This window comes from Neisseria sp. P0008.S002 (genome assembly GCF_051962805.1).
GTDB lineage: Bacteria > Pseudomonadota > Gammaproteobacteria > Burkholderiales > Neisseriaceae > Neisseria > Neisseria perflava.
The window spans coordinates 62,815-80,495 of record NZ_JBQCUY010000006.1; the positions used below are offsets into that span (position 1 = coordinate 62,815).

Annotated in this window: 18 protein-coding genes; 6 read left to right on the forward strand and 12 right to left on the reverse strand. The window is 51.6% G+C overall.

Annotation, left to right across the window (positions count from 1 at the left end; genetic code table 11):
• Positions 1 to 100 precede the first annotated feature (100 nt).
• The 3 genes from ACTHSA_RS08000 to ACTHSA_RS08010 all read right to left on the reverse strand — a co-directional run bounded on the left by ACTHSA_RS08000 (position 101) and on the right by ACTHSA_RS08010 (position 3,703).
• Positions 101 to 1,957, reverse strand: a complete 1,857-nt coding sequence (locus ACTHSA_RS08000) for a ribonuclease catalytic domain-containing protein (RefSeq protein ID WP_070461521.1) — start codon at positions 1,955 to 1,957, stop codon at positions 101 to 103.
• 108 nt (positions 1,958 to 2,065) lie between these two features.
• Positions 2,066 to 2,986: a patatin-like phospholipase family protein gene (locus tag ACTHSA_RS08005; protein WP_070624876.1), complete on the reverse strand. Its 921-nt coding sequence runs from the start codon at positions 2,984 to 2,986 to the stop codon at positions 2,066 to 2,068.
• A 99-nt stretch (positions 2,987 to 3,085) separates the two neighbouring features.
• Entirely contained in the window at positions 3,086 to 3,703 is a 618-nt protein-coding gene (locus ACTHSA_RS08010) for a tellurite resistance TerB family protein (RefSeq protein ID WP_036492402.1), read from the reverse strand.
• Between the two features lie 151 nt (positions 3,704 to 3,854).
• Here ACTHSA_RS08010 and rsgA point away from each other — a divergent pair, with 151 nt between their 5' ends.
• Positions 3,855 to 4,721, forward strand: a complete 867-nt coding sequence (gene rsgA / locus ACTHSA_RS08015; protein ID WP_070624878.1) for a ribosome small subunit-dependent GTPase A — start codon at positions 3,855 to 3,857, stop codon at positions 4,719 to 4,721.
• A gap of 109 nt (positions 4,722 to 4,830) precedes the next feature.
• Here the strand turns inward: rsgA and ACTHSA_RS08020 are convergent, their stop codons facing one another.
• From ACTHSA_RS08020 to ACTHSA_RS08045, 6 genes are all read right to left on the reverse strand, one after another.
• Complete coding sequence (locus tag ACTHSA_RS08020) at positions 4,831 to 5,025, reverse strand: virulence regulator (protein ID WP_070460991.1); 195 nt, start codon at positions 5,023 to 5,025, stop codon at positions 4,831 to 4,833.
• Positions 5,026 to 5,052: 27 nt separating this feature from the next.
• Positions 5,053 to 7,110, reverse strand: a complete 2,058-nt coding sequence (metG, locus tag ACTHSA_RS08025; protein WP_070460993.1) for a methionine--tRNA ligase — start codon at positions 7,108 to 7,110, stop codon at positions 5,053 to 5,055.
• Between the two features lie 127 nt (positions 7,111 to 7,237).
• Positions 7,238 to 8,491, reverse strand: coding sequence for a UDP-N-acetylglucosamine 1-carboxyvinyltransferase (gene murA / locus ACTHSA_RS08030; protein ID WP_049335701.1), 1,254 nt, complete (start codon positions 8,489 to 8,491; stop codon positions 7,238 to 7,240).
• 196 nt (positions 8,492 to 8,687) lie between these two features.
• Positions 8,688 to 9,605 (reverse strand): permease-like cell division protein FtsX, encoded by a 918-nt coding sequence (ftsX, locus tag ACTHSA_RS08035; RefSeq protein ID WP_003747810.1) that lies wholly within the window; start codon positions 9,603 to 9,605, stop codon positions 8,688 to 8,690.
• A complete protein-coding gene (ftsE, locus tag ACTHSA_RS08040) occupies positions 9,602 to 10,252 on the reverse strand; it encodes a cell division ATP-binding protein FtsE (RefSeq protein ID WP_003681151.1) in 651 nt (216 codons plus the stop codon). The genes ftsX and ftsE overlap by 4 nt, the downstream gene beginning before the upstream one ends.
• Before the next feature lie 248 nt (positions 10,253 to 10,500).
• A complete protein-coding gene (locus ACTHSA_RS08045) occupies positions 10,501 to 10,983 on the reverse strand; it encodes a TlpA disulfide reductase family protein (RefSeq protein WP_003747814.1) in 483 nt (160 codons plus the stop codon).
• Positions 10,984 to 11,152: 169 nt separating this feature from the next.
• Here ACTHSA_RS08045 and arsC point away from each other — a divergent pair, with 169 nt between their 5' ends.
• Together arsC and ACTHSA_RS08055 are read left to right on the forward strand one after the other, a co-directional pair.
• Positions 11,153 to 11,512 (forward strand): arsenate reductase (glutaredoxin), encoded by a 360-nt coding sequence (arsC, locus tag ACTHSA_RS08050; protein WP_004519164.1) that lies wholly within the window; start codon positions 11,153 to 11,155, stop codon positions 11,510 to 11,512.
• A 25-nt stretch (positions 11,513 to 11,537) separates the two neighbouring features.
• Entirely contained in the window at positions 11,538 to 12,194 is a 657-nt protein-coding gene (locus ACTHSA_RS08055) for a YdcF family protein (RefSeq protein WP_440367982.1), read from the forward strand.
• A 70-nt stretch (positions 12,195 to 12,264) separates the two neighbouring features.
• Here ACTHSA_RS08055 and ACTHSA_RS08060 read toward each other — a convergent pair whose 3' ends face one another.
• Entirely contained in the window at positions 12,265 to 12,522 is a 258-nt protein-coding gene (locus tag ACTHSA_RS08060) for a hypothetical protein (RefSeq protein WP_440378864.1), read from the reverse strand.
• A 106-nt stretch (positions 12,523 to 12,628) separates the two neighbouring features.
• Positions 12,629 to 13,723, reverse strand: a complete 1,095-nt coding sequence (locus ACTHSA_RS08065) for an ABC transporter substrate-binding protein (protein ID WP_049344933.1) — start codon at positions 13,721 to 13,723, stop codon at positions 12,629 to 12,631.
• A 159-nt stretch (positions 13,724 to 13,882) separates the two neighbouring features.
• On the opposite strand from ACTHSA_RS08065, the gene gltX reads away from it, so the two are divergent.
• On the forward strand, positions 13,883 to 15,277 hold the full coding sequence (gene gltX, locus ACTHSA_RS08070) for a glutamate--tRNA ligase (RefSeq protein ID WP_440378865.1): 1,395 nt from the start codon (positions 13,883 to 13,885) through the stop codon (positions 15,275 to 15,277).
• Positions 15,278 to 15,342: 65 nt separating this feature from the next.
• On the opposite strand, the gene ACTHSA_RS08075 is transcribed toward gltX, so the two are convergent.
• A complete protein-coding gene (locus ACTHSA_RS08075) occupies positions 15,343 to 16,299 on the reverse strand; it encodes a DUF2167 domain-containing protein (RefSeq protein ID WP_070624888.1) in 957 nt (318 codons plus the stop codon).
• 444 nt (positions 16,300 to 16,743) lie between these two features.
• Between ACTHSA_RS08075 and ACTHSA_RS08080 the strand changes: the two genes are divergently transcribed.
• Together ACTHSA_RS08080 and ACTHSA_RS08085 are read left to right on the forward strand one after the other, a co-directional pair.
• Positions 16,744 to 17,082 (forward strand): hypothetical protein, encoded by a 339-nt coding sequence (locus tag ACTHSA_RS08080; RefSeq protein WP_004519158.1) that lies wholly within the window; start codon positions 16,744 to 16,746, stop codon positions 17,080 to 17,082.
• A gap of 59 nt (positions 17,083 to 17,141) precedes the next feature.
• Complete coding sequence (locus ACTHSA_RS08085; RefSeq protein ID WP_004519157.1) at positions 17,142 to 17,477, forward strand: zinc ribbon domain-containing protein YjdM; 336 nt, start codon at positions 17,142 to 17,144, stop codon at positions 17,475 to 17,477.
• The last annotated feature ends 204 nt before the right edge of the window (positions 17,478 to 17,681 follow it).

Sequence of the window (17,681 nt, forward strand, 5' to 3'; positions counted from 1 at the left end):
CATTTTTAGATGATGAAGGCCGTCTGAACAGGGATGAAAACGAAATCAAAGATTTCTGTTTCTTTGTTCAGACGGCCTTTTTTCAAACGAAATAACGTTATCAACCCGGTAAAACGGCTTTTTGATAGTTGAGCGCGATAAACTGCTTCTCGGCATCCAATTCAGTGATTTTGAACAATGCCTGCGATTTGGGCAGCGCGTCAAACGGAATACCGGTCGCGCGCGTTACCAGCGGCAGGCCTTCAATGCGGACGAGGTCTTCTTTGAGGATGGTGGCCGTCAGCTCGCTCGTGCCTTGCTGCTGCAGATAGACGAGGCTCCAGTAGGCTTCCATTTGGCGTTGGAAGTCGGCGTAGGCTGTATAGGCGGCATCAAAGTCGCGCAGCGCGGCGAAAAGCTCGGCATCGCTGTTTTGATACAGTGGCTCGGCAGAGTCGTCGATCAGGCTGATCAGCTGCTTTTGGTTGATGTAGTCGGCGGCGCGGCGCAGAGGCGAGGTAAACCAGCCATAATGCTGCACGCCCATGCCGATGTGCGGCTCGGATTTGGTGCTCATGCGCACTTTGCCTGCCGGTTGGACGCGGAAAAGGCCGGGCAGCTCGTTTTCGTCCAGCATTTGCGCCCAAGTGCTGTTGGCAAGAATCATCATCTCGCTGACCAGCGTATCGATGGGCGAACCGCGTTCGCGGCGGACGACGGATACGTTGCCTTCCTCATCCAATTCGATGCTGTAATCGTATTGCGGCGCGCGGTCGGGCTCGTATTTGCCGCGCGCTTTTTGCAGGGCGATGGCGAATTGATAGAACCAAATCAGGTCTTGATGGTGGGCAAACATCATTTCGCCGGCTTCGTCCAAGCCGGTTTCGGCGTTGAAATGCGGTTCGATGGCTTGAATGCGCAGGTTTTCGGCGATGTTGACGGCTTCGATTTTGCAGGTTGGCGCGCCGACGTTGAACTCGCCGTCCACATCAAAATAAATGCTGACGGCAGGGCGGTACGCGCCCGCATCAAGGCTGAACGCGGCAATCCAGTTTTCGGGCAGCATGGTGATTTTGCCGCCGGGGAAATAAACCGTGCTTAAGCGTTCCATGATGTTTTTTTCCATTTTGTCGCCTTGTTTAATGGCAAGCGACGGCGCGGCAATGTGGATGCCGACGCGTTTCATGCCATTGCCCAAGTCGGTCAGGCTCAAAGCATCGTCCACTTCGGTAGTCGATTCGTCGTCAATGGAAAAGGCGGTAACGTCGGCTTTGGGCAAGTCGGGCATTTCAGGAAGCGGAAGGTCGGGGAAGCCTGTTCCTTTGGGGAAGTATTTGATTTCAAACCCGTCTTGCAGGTATTGGGGAATGGACGTAATGCCGCCTGTCTTTTTCGCCAGTTCGTAGGCAGAGATTTTCAGCGCGTCGGCGGCTTTGGTAAAGGCTTTGTAAGTCAGCGACTGCTTGTCGGGCGCGTGCAGGATGGTTTTCAAATCTGCCGCGATTTCAGACGGCATCTCGCCGCGTTTCAAGGCTTCCGCCCAAGCGTCGATTTGCGCGTCTTGCTGTTTTTTGCGTTCGATGGCGGCAAGCGCTTGTTTCAAAGTTTCTTCAGGCGCGGCTTTGAACACGCCTTTGGCTTTTTTATAGAAATACATCGGCGCGGCGTACAGCGCAATCAAAGTTGCCGCCAGCTCGGTTTTGGTCGGTGCATGGCCGAAATATTCTTCGGCAATCGCCTCAGCGGTAAATTCCTCTTCGCCGCATACTTCCCACAATAAATCGGTATCGATGTCCGCCGCCTGCGCCTGCGCGTTCTCTAAAAACGCCGCCATATCGCCGTCAAACTCGGCAAAGACATTATTTGCCTTCACTTTGGTGCGTTTGCCGTGTTGGGTATCGACTTGGTAGGTGGCGTCGTTTTTTTGGACGATGGAGGCAACTTTGAATTGGCCGGACTCTTCGTAAAAGATATTCATTTTTTTAGGATTTTATGATTTGTAGGAAACGCGTGATTTTAGCAGATTTGCACAAGAAAGGCCGTCTGAAAAACATACTTTCAGACGGCCTGTTCAAACGGCGGATGATTAATACTGATATGCCGCCAGTTTGCGTTTGATTTCAGGCAGGGCGGCGCGTGCGGCTTGTTCGCCCAATTGGATGGCGCGTTGTTTTTGGTCGAAACCGCCAATCGAGCCCAGCTCCAAAACCTGCGGTTTGATGACCACATTGGCTTGGCCCAATTCTTGGTGTAAGGCGGTTTGGCTCATCACGTTGAAGGTTTGGTCAAGATAGGAGAACATACCTTGGCTGACATTTTTGGCCGGACGGGCGGAAATATCGACGGCAATGATGAAGTTTGCCCCCAGTTTTTTCGCCGCGCTGACTGGTACGGGCTGCGACAGGCCGCCGTCCACATATTTGCGACTGCCGATAACGACAGGTTGGAACACGTTCGGAATCGAAGCAGAAGCGCGGACGGCCTGTCCGGCATTGCCTACGTTGAATACCACCGGTTTGCCGCTTTCAAAATCGGTCGCAACGGCGGCAAATTTGATGGGGAACTGCTGCATCGGGCGGTTGCCGACTTTGCGGTTGATGTAGTTTTGCAGTTTTTCGCCTTTGATGAAGCCGCTGGTGGACAAGGTCAAATCCACCAAATCGGTTTTACCCAAAATTTCCGCTTCCAATTCGAGGCGGTCGGGCGACATTCCCGAAGCGTACATACTGCCGACAATCGAGCCGGCAGATGTACCAGTAACGATTTTGACCGGAATATTGTTTTCTTTCAAAACCTTAATAATCCCGATATGGGCAAAGCCTTTGGACGCGCCGCCGCCCAAAGCCAGCGCAACCGTGGCTTTCGGTTTGGGTGCAGTATGCGAAACCGTATTTTGACCCTGCGTAGAAGGTTTGGATTGCGGCGCGTTGCCGCTCGGACAGGCAGCCAATACCAAGACGGACGAAGCGGCTAAAAACGTTTTGAATGTGGAAAAAAGTTTATTCATGTTCAGACAGCCTTTAATATGTCGAAGGGGTTATTTTACTCTGAAATTAAGTCGAAAGGCCGTCTGAAATCAAGTTTCAGACGGCCTTTTAAATCCAGCTCAAGCCAATTCGAGCTGTTTTTCCAAACTCTCGACCAGTTGGTCGTCCAAATTCAAAGCTTGGGACAAACGGCTCAGGAACACAATTTCCTTGCGCGACAAGTCCGCGCAGACCAATCGGGCCGCCAGATAAGTTTCGGCTGCCAAAGCCTCGTCATTGCCGACCGAAGCGGCAATTTGCTCGATGGAGGCCGGTTGCGCATATTCCGCCTGCAACCATGCCGCCGTTTCCGCATCGCTGCCGCTTTCACGCTCAATGGCCGCGCGTTCCGCATCGTCAATCAGGCCGTCTGAAGCCGCCGCCGCAATCATCGTTTGCAAAATCACACGGCTGTGGTTTTCACCAATCAGGCCGGCAGGTTGGAACGCACTTTGCGGCAATTCGTCCTGCTGGCGGTTTTGTTTCCAGTTTTGATAGCCTTTATAAGCCAGAAAACCCAAAGCGGCAACCGAGCCGGCCTTGACCAGCTTCTTTGCGTTTTTCTTTTTCAACAGCATCGATGCCAAAGCACCCGTCAGCGCGCCACCGCCGAAAGAATTGAGCGGGCTGTCCGCCACCGCTTTGCCGCCTTTTTGAGCCGCACCCAAAACCTGATTGAGCAACTGACTGAAATCCATAAAAAAATCTCCTGAAAACCAATACATTGCAAATATAGAGTAGAAACACCCAAAAACCAAGCCAAAGAAAGTTAAAAGGTGCAAACAAGTTTTCAGACGGCCATAGCCGACTTTCGGTACAATCACACCATTCCAAACAATAAACTCCATCATGACCGATACCGCCCAAATTATTACCAGCTATGGCCGCCGCTATATTGTCCGCACCCCCGACGGCCAAACATATAACGCCACCACCCGCAAAAAACGCGTCGATTTCGCCTGTGGCGACCAAGTCCGCATCAGCCCCATCAACGGCGAACAAGTCGTGATTGAAGACTACCTCCCGCGCGAAAGCCTGCTCTACCGCCAAGACGCATGGAAAACCAAACTGATTGCCGCCAACGTTACCCAACTGCTCATCGTAACCGCCGCCAGCCCCTCACCCAGCGAAGCCCTGTTACAACGCGCCCTCCTCGCAGCCGAAGCGGCCGGCATTAACGCCGTCATCGTCCTCAATAAAGCCGACCTCCCCAAAACCGCCCAATGGCGCGAGAAACTCAAATTCTACGAAACCCTCGGCTACCCCGTGGTCGAAACCAACGCATTGGAAAACGCCGACATCCTGCGTCCCATTTTAGAAGGGCAAACCAACATCCTGCTCGGACAAAGCGGCATGGGCAAGTCCACCCTGACCAACTCCCTACTCGGCAACCAAGCCGCCCGAACCGGCGACATTTCCACCGCGCTCGATTCCGGCAAACACACCACCACCCACGCCCAACTGTACGATTTAGACGCAGAAACCCGACTCATCGATTCCCCCGGCCTGCAAGAATTCGGCCTGCACCATCTCCAAGCTGCCGATTTATTACAATACTTCCCCGACCTGCGCCACCTTATCGGCCAGTGCCGTTTCCACAACTGCACCCACCGCGCTGAACCCGGCTGCGCCGTCAAAGCCGCTGCCGAATCAGGCGAAGCCAAACCCGAGCGCATCGAATTTCTGCAACGCGTTACCGACGAATTATTGAGATAAAGATTGAACGGAAACTAAGCGTTTGGATAAATAAAAAGGCCGTCTGAAACTTTCAGACGGCCTTTTTTTAAAGAATAACCAAATTTACCTTTCAACCGGCATTGCTGCCTTAGCGGGAAAGAGAAGGTGCTTTTCGTGGCGGATTGATCATGAGAAGAACGGCTTCTTCAATTTGTTTGTCCCCCCGATCATGGAGTTCTACCGGAAACTTCAGACGCAACACTGTAATAATAGCGCCAACCGATAAGCCTGCATCATTAAGCAACTCAATTTCTTTAAGTACCGGAGCGGAAAGGTTTAACATGGTTTCTCCTTATGGTTTGGCTAAGGCTTAGCCCACTTTATCCCCGGGTTGCGCGCCTGCGTCAACGTCGAGGAGCTTCAGTTTGCCCTCTGCCGTGGCGGCTGAAAGGATCATGCCTTCGGATACGCCGAATTTTGCCATTTTGCGCGGGGCGAAGTTGGCGACGGCGATGACCATGCGGCCGTTCAATTCGGCGGGGTTGGGATAAGATGCGGCGATGCCGGAGAAGATGATGCGTTTTTCAAAACCGAAATCGAGGTCGAATTTTAGGAGTTTGGTGCTGCCTTCAACGGCTTCGCAGTTCAATACTTTGGCGACGCGCATGTCGATTTTCATAAAGTCGTCAAAGCTCGCTTGTTCGGCGACTTTTTCGTATTTGCTTTCTTCGGCGGCAGGCGCGGCTGCGGAGGCGATGCTTTGTTTGTTGGCTTCGATTAAATCGTCCACTTGTTTTTGCTCCACTCGTTGCATTAAATGTTCGTATTTGTTGATGGCGTGTTCGCCCAAGGTTTCGCGTGTATTTGCCCAAGTGATGGCTTCTAAATTCAGGAATTTGGCGGCATTTTCGGCCACTTTCGGCAATACGGGGGCGAGGTAGGCGGTCAACATGGTAAAGGCGTTGATGAGCTCGCTGCATACTTCGTGCAGGCGTTCCTCTTGGCCTTCTTGTTTCGCCAGTTCCCACGGTTTGTTGGCATCAACGTATTCGTTGACAATGTCTGCCAAGGCCATGATGTCGCGCAGGGCTTTGGCGTATTCGCGGCTTTCGTAGCATTCGGCAATGGCTTCGCTTTGCGCAGTCAGTTTTGCCAGCAATTCGCTGTCGGCAACATCTTTCAGACGGCCTTCAAAGCGTTTGGCGATGAAACCTGATGCGCGGGCGGCGATGTTGACGTATTTGCCGACGAGGTCGCTGTTGACGCGGCTGATGAAGTCTTGCAGGTTCAAATCGATGTCTTCGATTTTGCTGTTGAGTTTGGCGGCGATGTAGTAGCGCATCCACTCGGGGTTCAGGCCTTGTTCCAGATAGGATTTGGCGGTGATGAAGGTGCCGCGCGATTTGGACATTTTTTGTCCGTCGACGGTCAAAAAGCCGTGTGCGTACACGCCGGTCGGGGCGCGGTGGCCGGAGAAATGCAGCATGGCGGGCCAGAACAGGGCGTGGAAATAGAGGATGTCTTTGCCGATGAAGTGGTACATCTCGGTTTGGCTGTCGGCTTTGAAGTATTCGTCGAAATCGACGCCGATGCGGTCGCACAGGTTTTTAAACGAGGCCATGTAGCCGACGGGCGCATCCAGCCAAACGTAGAAATATTTGCCCGGCGCGTCGGGGATTTCGAAACCGAAATACGGCGCGTCGCGGGAGATGTCCCAGTCGGACAGCGTGGTTTCTTCGCCTTCGCCCAGCCATTCTTTCATTTTGTTGAGGGCTTCGGGTTGCAGATGGGGCTTGCCGTCGTGCGGATTGTTGCCGGAAGTCCATGCTTTGAGGAAGTCGGCGCATTCGCCCAGTTTGAAGAAGAAGTGTTCGGATTCGCGCAATTCGGGTTTTGCACCAGAAACGGCGGAATACGGGTTAATCAGTTCGGTCGGGGAATAGGTCGTGCCGCAGACTTCGCAGTTGTCGCCGTATTGGTCTTGGGCGTGGCATTTCGGGCATTCGCCTTTGACAAAGCGGTCGGGCAGGAACATTTGTTTTTCGGGGTCGAAAAGCTGCTCGATGACGCGGCTCTCAATCTTGCCGTTGGCTTTCAGCGCGCGGTAAATGTCTTGGGAAAACTGTTTGTTTTCAGGGGAATGGGTGCTGTAATAATTGTCGTAGCCGATGTTGAAGCCGGTAAAGTCGGCGAGGTGCTCTTCGCGCACTTTGGCGATCATATCTTCAGGCGCAATGCCTTGTTTTTGCGCGGCAAGCATCACGGGCGTGCCGTGGGTGTCGTCGGCGCAGCAGTAGTAGCATTCGTGGCCGCGCAGTTTTTGGAAACGTACCCAAACGTCGGTTTGGATGTGTTCGACCATGTGGCCGAGGTGGATGCTGCCGTTGGCATACGGCAGCGCGGAAGTGACAAGGATTTTGCGTGTCATGGTTTGTGCTTTTAAAAACAATGGATAAAGATGTCGGGAATTATACCGCAAAACAATACGCAAAGGCCGTCTGAAACCCGATTGCCGGTGTTTCAGACGGCCTTTTATTTATCGGCTGCGTATGGGATCAACCGTGTACGCGTTCGATTTTTGCGCCTACGCCGCCAAGTTTTTTCTCGATGTATTCATAGCCGCGGTCGAGGTGGTAGATGCGTTCGACGATGGTTTCGCCTTCTGCGACCAAGCCTGCCATGACGAGGCTGGCAGAGGCGCGCAGGTCGGTTGCCATCACGACGGCGCCGGAGAGTTTTTCTACTCCTTTGATGTAGGCGGTGTTGCCTTCGGTGGTGATGTCTGCGCCCATGCGGTTGAGTTCAGGAACGTGCATGAAGCGGTTTTCAAAAATGGTTTCCACCACGCGGCTGCTGCCTTCGGCAATGGCGTTCATGGCCATAAACTGCGCCTGCATGTCGGTTGGGAAGCCTGGGTGGACGACGGTACGGATGTCCACGGCTTTGGGGCGTTGTTGCATGTCGATGGAAATCCAGTTGTCGCCTGCTTCGATGATGGCGCCGGCTTCTGTCAGTTTGTTTAACACAACTTCCATGGTTTTCGGTGCGGCATTGCGCAGGACAACTTTGCCGCCGGTCATGGCGACGGCGCAGAGGAAGGTACCGGCTTCGATACGGTCGGGAACGACGCTGTGTTCGCAGCCGTGCAGCTCTTTTACGCCTTCGATGGTCATGGTTGCTGTACCGATACCGCTGATTTTCGCGCCCATTTTAACGAGGCATTCGGCCAAATCGACGACTTCGGGCTCGATGGCGCAGTTTTCGAGGATGGTGGTGCCTTCTGCGAGCGTGGCCGCCATCAGCAGGTTTTCAGTACCGCCTACGGTTACGACATCCATGGTGACGCGCGTGCCTTTCAGACGGCCTTTGGCTTTGACGTAACCGTGTTCGATGGTGATTTCCGCACCCATGGTTTCGAGGCCTTTGAGGTGCTGGTCAACGGGGCGCGAACCGATGGCGCAGCCGCCGGGCAGGCTGACTTGGGCTTCGCCGAAACGCGCCAGCGTCGGGCCGAGCACGAGGATGGATGCGCGCATGGTTTTTACCAGCTCGTAAGGTGCGCAGGTGTTGTTGACGGTGCCGCCGTTGATTTCAAATTCGGAGATGTTGTCGGTCAAAACGCGTGCGCCCATGCCTTGCAGCAGTTTTTGGGTAGTTTTGACGTCGGCGAGCATGGGTACGTTTTTCAAGCGTAAAGTGCCGGAAGTCAGCAGACCGGCACACATCAGCGGCAGGGCGGCGTTTTTCGCGCCGGATACGATGATTTCGCCGTTGAGGGGGCCGTTGGCAGAGATTTTGAGTTTGTCCACAGGATGTCTTTCGTTATTTGTCTGCACGGCTTATGCCGCACAAATGAAATGAGATGGATAATAAACCATCAATTATAAGGGATTATGCCCTTGCTGTTAGATTTGGCAGTATTAAATTTTCACAAGGTTTGTTTAAGTTGCGAAAGGATAAGATTTCAGGCCGTCTGAATGGTTCAGACGGCCTGTTTGCCAAGGCTTATTTTTTAGCTTTGAAGCCTAAGAGGTGTTGCGTGGTGGCCAGCCATGCGCCGAATACGCCCAGCGCGATGACGAAGCCGAATACCAGCGACACTTCGCTAAATGTGAAGAAACGCCAGCCGATGTTCAGACCGTAGGGTTTGAAAATCGCGTCCACCAGCGGCCGTACTTCGGCCAGCAGCCAAGCCGACAAGCCCAGGCTGACGGCGGCGGAGAAAATACTCTGCCACATTGCCTGATAAAGGAAAGGGCGGCGGATGAAGGAAGCGGGCGCACCCAACAGCTTGGTGATCTCCAACTCTTCCTTGCGGCTGAGGATTTGCAGGCGGATTGTGTTGTGTGCCACCAAGACAAAGGCCATGCCCAAAGTCAGCGAGAGGAACCATAAAATCTTGCGGATAAATTCGTTGATACGATAAAGGGTTTGTACCCATTCGGTATCCATGGTTGCCGATTCGACACGCGGCAGTTTGGTAATGTCTTTATAGATGGCCTGCATCTGATCCGGAGAAGTGGCAGGGTCGGGCGTAACGATAAAGACGTCGGGCAACGGGTTGCCATCGAGCATGGAAACGAGGTTTTGGTCGAGATTGGTTTGCAATTCTTCCAAACCTTCCTGCTTGCTGATAAAGCGGACTTTATCGATACGGCTGTCGCGTTGGAGCAGATTTTTCACCGTATCGGCATCAGAACTTGCCGCATCGGTGTCCATATAAACCGTAATCTGCGGCGACTCGTTGAGTTTGCCCAACACGCTTTGTCCGCTTTGGATGCCCAAATACATGAACAGCGGCAAGGTCATGGCAACGGCAAGCATGAGCAGGGTCAGCAGTGTGCCGATGGGTTGGCGCAGAAGCTCTTTGAGCGCGGCGCGCGCCGATTCGACGTGTAACGAGATGTAGTGAATCATGCTCATGCGAGGCGTCCTTTCTGCAGGCGCAAGACGCGGTGGCCGTAATCCGCCATCAGCGTTTCATCGTGCGCCGCAACAATCACGGTCGTGCCTGCTTCATGGAAGGTTTTGAACAATTCCATAATATCCAGCGCATAGGCGCGGTCGAGGCTGGCGGACGGCTCGTCGGCAATCAGCAGGCTGGGTTGGTGAACCACTGCACGCGCGATGCACAAACGTTGTTGTTCGCCGCCGGACAAAGTGATGGGCATATCGTTTTCGCGGCCTTTCAAGCCGACTTTCTCAATCGCAATACGCGCGCGCTCTTCAGCTTTGCGCGGCTGATAGCCACTAATCCGCAAAGGCAGGATAACGTTTTGCAAGACATTGCGGTCGTAGAGGATTTTGTGGTCTTGGAAGACAATGCCGATATGTTGGCGCATAAAGCCGATCTGATTGTCGCTCAAGGTGCCGAGGTCTTGATTGTTAAACCAAACCTTGCCTTTGGTGGGCTTGGTAATGCCTGAAATCAGCTTCAAAATGGTGGATTTGCCCGAACCCGAATGGCCGGCGATAAAAATCATCTCACCTTTGTTAATCTGGAAACTGACATTTTTCAGGGCTTCGAAACCGCCGGGATAGGTTTTGGAAACTTGTTCGAAACGGATCATGGGTTTTCCTGAAAATAGGGATTCAGACGGCCGGCGTCATCGATAGGGCAACATGCCGTCTGAAAAAATGGGGTTATTCACAGATTATAAATATTTCGGCTGCTTTTTGATAGTGAAACCCCGGTTCTGCCTGTGGATACACTGCCGGTTTGCAACACAAAGTAATATGGTTTGAAAAAAGGCCGTCTGAACGATTGGGTTTCAGACGGCCTCAGTATCAGCGTAGGTTAAGCACCCTATCCGCTGTTTTATTTACATTTGGTTTTGGCCAAATTCACGGCGGCGGTCAGGCTTTTTTCGTTGACTTCGCCGGTGATGGTTTGTTTGTAGCCGCATTTCGGCGCTTCGACGACTGTGAAGGGCAATACGCCGACATTGTTGCCGTGGGCTTTCATGAAGTTGCGGCTGTTGGCGCCGGTGTAACGCCAAATCGGGTAGCTGACCGGCGTTTGTTTCAGGAACTTGCCGATGTTGTCGGTCGTATCCAGCGCGATGCCGACCATATCGACGCTGCCTTTTTTCTGCGCTTTGTACCATGCCGACATGGCGGGCATTTCTTTACGGCAGGGGCCGCACCAGGTTGCCCAAAGGTTAACCACGCGCACGGGGGCTTTGAGTGACTCCAGGCTTTGCGGTTTGTTGTCCTGCCAACCTGCTGTTTCGTCGGCGGCAAAGGCCGGCGCAGCGGTAAAAACGGCAGCGGACAAGAGAAGGGCGGTTAAGGCTTTCATGGTTGTATCCTTGAGGTTGCCAATCGAAATAGTGTTTATTGTAAAACGGTTTGGTGGGTATGCCTACCGATTCATATCAAGATATCAGGTAAAAAGTTTGAGTAAAAATCAGTTGCAGACGATAATAACTGCCATCATTGAATGATTTTGCAATAATACGGAGACTTTCATGCCGTCTGAATTCACACTTTATCACAACCCGCGTTGCAGCAAATCGCGTGCTGCGCTGGCTTTGCTCGAAGAAAAAGGCGTTGCCGCCGACGTAGTCAAATATCTGGATACCGCGCCCGATTTGGCGACTTTGCAGGATATGTTTGCCAAACTCGGCATCGAATCGGTGCGCGGCATGATGCGCACGAAAGACGATTTGTACAAAGAATTGGGTTTGGACAATCCCGATTTGGACAATGCCGCCCTGCTTCAGGCAATCGCCGAACACCCTGCCCTGCTTGAGCGTCCCGTTTTGGTAACGCCTACGCGCGCAGCCATCGGCCGTCCGTTGGAAAACATTGCCGCCCTACTCGGCTGACGGGGTTGGAGAAGGCCGTCTGAAGATGATTTCCCTGCTTAAAAGCCGCAATGGCTTGCGATATTACCTGTTTCGCGGTCTTGCTTTGAGCGTTTTGCTGGTGTGCGGTATTTTTTTGAGCGGCACATGGCAGATTTACCGGACAGGTTTGCAAATCTTGCCGAAGGACGTTCATGCCGATGCGGCGGTGGTGTTAGGTGCGGCGGCGTGGGACAAACGCCCATCGCCGGTATTCCGTGAGCGCATCAACCACGCCATCACGCTCTACCAAAGCCATCGGGTCGGTAAAATCATTTTCACCGGCGGTACGCCCAAAAAAGGATTTATGACCGAAGCCGAAGTGGGGCGCCGATACGCGCTCAAGCAGGGCATACCGGCGCACAATATCCTATTTGAAAACACGTCGCGCAACACTTACGAAAACCTACGCAATATCGTCCCCATCATGCACGCCAACGGAGTCGGCAGCATTATCGTTGTCAGCGACCCGTATCATTTGGCGCGTGCCGAAGAAATGGCCGCCGATTTGGGCTTGTCAGACGCGCAGTTCTCCGCCACCCCGACCACGCGCTTTGACGAGCGCAGCAAGAAAGCCAAGTTTCTGATGCAGGAGAGCTATTCATTGTTTCTCTACCGTATCGGCAAATGGAGCGATGCCATTTGGAATTGGATAGGGGGTTGAGCCTTCGATAATCCATGTAAAAAGCCGTCTGAAGCCTTTTAGGTTTCAGACGGCCTAAATGTATGCTTACTTATTGATATTGATTTGCAGCTACACTGCCAAAAAAGACTACAGCCAGTACCAGATAAATTACCATTACGATGGCAAACAGAATCAAGGCAGCCTTGAAATAATTGGCTTTATTCGGATTGGTGTTTGAGCTGAATGCCCATACAAGCATCATAACTATATTGACCAGCGGAATCATCAAAATCAAGTTTGTTATCAACCATTCTTTGACGCTTACAATCGGAGCCTGTTGATGGCCGATTTGGTTTTGTTCAGTCATATCTTGTCCAATACATTAAATAAAAAGAATAATAATTATACATAATAAAGCCTTATTAGTATAGCATACATATTCAGACGGCCTGAGCCTATGATTTTTGCAGCCGCTATTTCAATCGGATGTAAAACGTACCGTCCGGCACGACGGGCAGGTATTTGCGGTAGAAGTCCAGATAGGTCTTGTTTGGGTCTATGTCGGCAAACTGCTGCGGATACAGGGTTTTGGCGATAAATTGCGCGCTGGCCAAATCGGTGAGCGAGCGGGAGGCGGTGTGGTAGATGCCGTAAACGCGTTTGTTTTTGACGGCAGGAATGTCTGCCCAGCCTTTGCGTTTGACAAATCCGGCCAGGCGGCGTTGCGCATCGGCCTGGCTGATGCCTATGCCCATCGCCATAATGCCAGGCTTGTCTTTATGGCCGTTTTCCGTCCCCGAAATGACGATGACGTCGGGTTTGGCCGTCAGGAATTTTTCAGGGTTTATCGGTCCCCAGTTTTTAACGTAAGGCGCAGCGATATTGTTGCCACCTGCTGTGTCGGCAATCGCGCCCCACATATCTTTGCCGAAAGTGTAGCTGTATTCGGACGGGCCTTTGTCGCCGAACTCGATATAGATTTTCGGTTTGGACTGCTTGGCGCGCGCGACGCGTTTTTGGATATCGGCAATGCCTCGGGCGTATTCGGCGGCAATTTTTTGGGCGCGCGCCTGTGTACCGTTGAGTTCGCCGAAAATTTCCGCACTGCGCGTGTGCCGCGCGACGGTTTCGGCGTTGAAATCGACCACGACGACGGGTATGCCTGCCGCTTTAATGCGCGGCAGATGGGTGGCGATGGCCTTATACTGCCAGTCGGCCAGAATCAATACGTCCGGCTTGAGCGCGAGCGTTTTCTCCAGTGAAAACGTGCCGGTACTGATGTTGCCGATGTCCGCAATGTTTTGCAGCGTAGGCAGCTTCTGTTTGAACATCGCCCAGCTGCCAGGATTGAATTTCTCCCAAAACTCACGCGAAATGCCGATGACGTTTTTAAATTTGTCCGCGCCCGTTACCGCGATATAGTCGGGATAGTAAAACGCCAAAACCGCGCGTTTGACAGGGACATCGACTTTGACTTCGCGTCCCAATACGTCTTTGATAGTTTTGATTTCGGCTTGGGCAAAAAGGGGCAGGAGGGCGAGGGCGGTAAATAAAGCGCGTTTGTTCATGAGCGGATACTTTCAAAGAAATGATTATCATTAGTTTTGTTTTCAGGAGAAAAGTTCCCAGACGGTCCTTCTGCGCCGACATTATTTTCAGACGGCCGTACATTGTTTAAACCTTGCCGAAAAAGTAAAATACCTGTTTTCAAAGATTTTGGAGCCATCATGACCGTCAAAACCCGTTTCGCCCCCAGCCCCACCGGCTACCTGCACATCGGCGGCGTACGCACCGCCTTGTTTTCATGGGCGTTTGCCCGCCATCATAAAGGCGAGTTCCTATTGCGTATCGAAGACACCGACTTGGCGCGCTCTACTGCCGAATCCGTCAACATTATCCTCGACGGCATGAAATGGGTCGGCCTGAACTACGACAACGCAGACAACGTCGTTTACCAAACCCGCCGTTTCGACCGCTACAAAGAAGTCATTGCCGAACTTTTAGAAAAAGGCCATGCCTACTACTGCTATTGCAGCAAAGAAGAGCTGGAAGCCATGCGCGAGAAAGCCGAAAAAGAAGGCACGGCGACTTACGACCGCCGCTGGCGTCCCGAAGCAGGCAAAACCCTGCCCGAAATCCCTGCCGACGTGCAACCCGTTGTCCGCTTCAAAACACCTTTGGACGGCGTCACCAAATGGACGGACTTGGTTAAAGGCGAAATCTCTATTCCCAACGAAGCGCTTGACGACCTGATTATCGCCCGCGCCGACGGCACACCGACTTACAACTTCTGCGTTGTCGTGGACGATTACGACATGGGCGTTACCCACGTTATCCGCGGCGACGACCATGTGAACAACACCCCGAAACAAATCAACATCTTAAAAGCCATCGGCGCAAACCTGCCCGAATACGGCCACCTGCCGATGATTCTTAACGAACAAGGCAAAAAAATCTCCAAACGCAGTGGCGATACCGTTGCCATTACCGATTTCGGCGCAATGGGCATCCTGCCCGAAGCCATGCTCAACTATCTGGCACGCTTGGGTTGGGCGCACGGCGACGACGAATTCTTCACGATGGAACAATTCATCGAATGGTTTGATTTGAAAGACGTTTCCCCGTCTCCAAGCCGTATGGATTTGAAAAAACTCTACTGGATTAACGGCGAACACATCAAAATCACCGCCAACGAAAAACTGGCCGAAATGGTGAAACCGCGCCTCGCCCTGCGCGATATCCATGAAACAAGCAAGCCTGCTTTGGAAGATGTGTTGGCATTGGTCAAAGACCGTGCCCAAGACCTGAACACGCTTGCCGACGAGTGCCTCTACTTCTACGTCAAACAAACCCCTGCTGAAGCGGACGTGCAGAAACACTGGGACGATGAAGCCGCCGCCCGTATGCTGCGCTTTGCCGAACGCCTCGAAGGGCTGGAAGACTGGAACGCCGAAGCCATCCACGACCTCTTCAAACCTTTCTGCGACGAAGAAGGCATTAAAATGGGCAAACTCGGTATGCCTTTGCGCCTCGCTGTCTGCGGTACGGCGAAAACCCCAAGCGTCGATGCCGTATTGGCATTAATCGGCAAAGAAGAAGTATTGAAACGGATACGTTCGTAAGGCATGAATGATAAAAGGCCGTCTGAAATGTTTCAGACGGCCTTTTTATTTTGAACAGGATTTATTTATTCTTCTTCGTTCGGTTTATTTTTATCTTTTTTGCGCCACAGGCCTTTAAACAATGCGCCTGCTGCAACAGCACCGAAAATAATCAGTTTGCCGAATTTAGCCAGTAATGCGCCGGCCAAAGCTAATAATCCCAGTTTTTTTGCAGCGATACCGCCAACCAATGCAGCCAGTCCGTATTCAGCCACTTTGTCGGTTGCGGCATTGAAATCGCTGTAGCGCTTGCCTTCATTGAATTCGATATTACCCAACAATTCTTGCACAATAGGTTTGTATTGATCTATGCTTTTCAAATCGGTGATCATAGTCAATTCAATATAGCCTTCGCGTCCCAGCTGGAAAGTATTGTAGTTGATGGCAGGATTGGGATCGGGTTCGTTTTTATTCAGAACGTCAATCGACCAAATCAGACGATGGGTCTTTGCATCATATTGCGGTTTTTCTACCCAGCCGCGTGTTTCCAATTCCGGCAGGTTGCGGGAGGCTCGCTCTTTATTTTGTTCCTCGGTGCCTTCTTTCAGCTGCTCGAGCATGGCCTCAACATCCCATTCTTTGGCATCATCGTCTTTGATATAGCCGGAATCGGTAAAGGTTAGGTCTACCATCCAATTAGTATCACCGTCCTCGTTTTCCGACTCGGGGAGAATCAGGCCGTAGCGGTTGGGATCTGTAGCGTTGCCTGCTTCTCTCATCATGGCATTGGCGCGATTTTTTTTCACAAAGACCATTTTTGCAGGTAGTTTCAGTTTGGCCTGATTGCCCAAATCAACGGTTGCTGGGCCTTGGACGATCTGGTCGTCAACGTAGTTTGCGATAGAGTCTGAGGCTTGTTGCGCTTCTTGCCCGGATGCCTCGACGGCAGAAGCAGTATCAGATTTGGCTGCAGAAGCCGGCAGGGTTTGGATAGATAGTAGGGCTGCCAAAACGGCATAGGCGAGATGGTTGCTTTTCATCATAGGGTTCTCATGGAAGAAGAATTAAAAAAGATGCAGACAGCCGCAACACCATATGCTCCGGCATGACTAAAGGATAAATTTTACAATAAATAAATCATATTTACATATTTAAATATGACTGTAATTTAAAAATACAGGAAAGCTTTTTGACGAGAGGCAGAGCCATCATTGTGAAACTCAAAAAGGCCGTCTGAAAATTTTTCAGACGGCCTTTTATAATAAAACCAGAAAATAATGGAATAAGGCGGAGAATATGAGAAAATAATAGCCGCCTGCCTGTTACAACTGCCGATTGAATTAACTTTTATCGGCAGCCTGAATGTCCGGATTGGATAAAATAAGCCATCAAGAACAAAGACCAACAAGCATATTATGTAAACTTGGCGGCGGAAAAATCGGCTCTGCGCTTTACTTTACAAATCAAACAACTTTAAAGGAAAACCCATGAAAAAAACCTTACTTGCCCTGATGATGTTATCCGCCGCTGCCGCGTATGCCGGTGAGGCGGAAGACCGTTTGCTGTCCGTCCAATCGGTTTACCGTGCCGCTTTGCATGAGCAAAACAGCAACGACAGCAAAATCATTTCCCTGCAAAGTGATTTGGAAAGCGCGCAGCGCCGTTTGCAGGCCGCACAATCCGATATTGACCGTTTGAAAGGCGAAATTCAGACGGCTTTGGCTCAGAAAGAGCAGCAAAATGCCAAGCTGCAACAAGCCGGCCAAATGTTGGACGCGGCTTGGAATGCCGTTTACGGCGTAGGCGGCAGCAAGGCGAATCAATAATTTAGACATTGTATTATTTGCGTTTTACGCTTCTTTTATCATATTTATAAGGAAACCTCATGTCCCTACCTTCCTGCCCGAAATGCCACTCCGAATACACTTACGAAGACGGTGCCCAATACGTTTGCCCTGAGTGCGCCCATGAGTGGAACGAGGCCGATGCTGCGGCTGCAAGCGATGATGCCTTGGAAGTCAAAGATGCCAACGGCGCGGTATTGCAAGATGGTGATACGGTTGTCTTGATTAAAGATCTGAAAGTCAAAGGCAGCTCTATGGTCATCAAGCAAGGCACCAAAGTCAAAGGCATCCGCCTGCAAGAGGGCGACCACAATATCGGTTGCAAAATCGATGGCAGCGCGATGAACTTGAAATCTGAGTTCGTCAAAAAAGCCTAAAGATTTTATTTTTGAAAGGCCGTCTGAAATCCGAAGATTAGGATTCAGACGGCCTTTGTGCATTTCATTTAAAACAAAATAAATCTTTATTTAAAATTAAATAACTTTAATAGAGTTGAATTTCAGGCCGTCTGAAAAAGCGGCGGCAAAATGTTCCGCACATACGCGGGTGTAAAACCGTTAAAATAACGCTTTCCCCTATTC

Excerpts from the sequence above, each read along its gene's own strand:
- ACTHSA_RS08065 (WP_049344933.1), bottom strand. The coding sequence starts at position 13,723 with ATGAACAAACGCGCTTTATTTACCGCCCTCGCCCTCCTGCCCCTTTTT.
- ACTHSA_RS08075 (WP_070624888.1), bottom strand. The coding sequence starts at position 16,299 with ATGATGAAAAGCAACCATCTCGCCTATGCCGTTTTGGCAGCCCTACTA.
- arsC (WP_004519164.1), top strand. The coding sequence starts at position 11,153 with ATGCCGTCTGAATTCACACTTTATCACAACCCGCGTTGCAGCAAATCG.
- ACTHSA_RS08080 (WP_004519158.1), top strand. The coding sequence starts at position 16,744 with ATGAAAAAAACCTTACTTGCCCTGATGATGTTATCCGCCGCTGCCGCG.
- ACTHSA_RS08020 (WP_070460991.1), bottom strand. The coding sequence starts at position 5,025 with ATGTTAAACCTTTCCGCTCCGGTACTTAAAGAAATTGAGTTGCTTAAT.
- ACTHSA_RS08085 (WP_004519157.1), top strand. The coding sequence starts at position 17,142 with ATGTCCCTACCTTCCTGCCCGAAATGCCACTCCGAATACACTTACGAA.
- ACTHSA_RS08055 (WP_440367982.1), top strand. The coding sequence starts at position 11,538 with ATGATTTCCCTGCTTAAAAGCCGCAATGGCTTGCGATATTACCTGTTT.
- ACTHSA_RS08060 (WP_440378864.1), bottom strand. The coding sequence starts at position 12,522 with ATGACTGAACAAAACCAAATCGGCCATCAACAGGCTCCGATTGTAAGC.
- ACTHSA_RS08045 (WP_003747814.1), bottom strand. The coding sequence starts at position 10,983 with ATGAAAGCCTTAACCGCCCTTCTCTTGTCCGCTGCCGTTTTTACCGCT.
- gltX (WP_440378865.1), top strand. The coding sequence starts at position 13,883 with ATGACCGTCAAAACCCGTTTCGCCCCCAGCCCCACCGGCTACCTGCAC.
- ACTHSA_RS08010 (WP_036492402.1), bottom strand. The coding sequence starts at position 3,703 with ATGGATTTCAGTCAGTTGCTCAATCAGGTTTTGGGTGCGGCTCAAAAA.
- metG (WP_070460993.1), bottom strand. The coding sequence starts at position 7,110 with ATGACACGCAAAATCCTTGTCACTTCCGCGCTGCCGTATGCCAACGGC.
- rsgA (WP_070624878.1), top strand. The coding sequence starts at position 3,855 with ATGACCGATACCGCCCAAATTATTACCAGCTATGGCCGCCGCTATATT.
- ftsE (WP_003681151.1), bottom strand. The coding sequence starts at position 10,252 with ATGATCCGTTTCGAACAAGTTTCCAAAACCTATCCCGGCGGTTTCGAA.
- ftsX (WP_003747810.1), bottom strand. The coding sequence starts at position 9,605 with ATGAGCATGATTCACTACATCTCGTTACACGTCGAATCGGCGCGCGCC.
- ACTHSA_RS08005 (WP_070624876.1), bottom strand. The coding sequence starts at position 2,986 with ATGAATAAACTTTTTTCCACATTCAAAACGTTTTTAGCCGCTTCGTCC.
- ACTHSA_RS08000 (WP_070461521.1), bottom strand. The coding sequence starts at position 1,957 with ATGAATATCTTTTACGAAGAGTCCGGCCAATTCAAAGTTGCCTCCATC.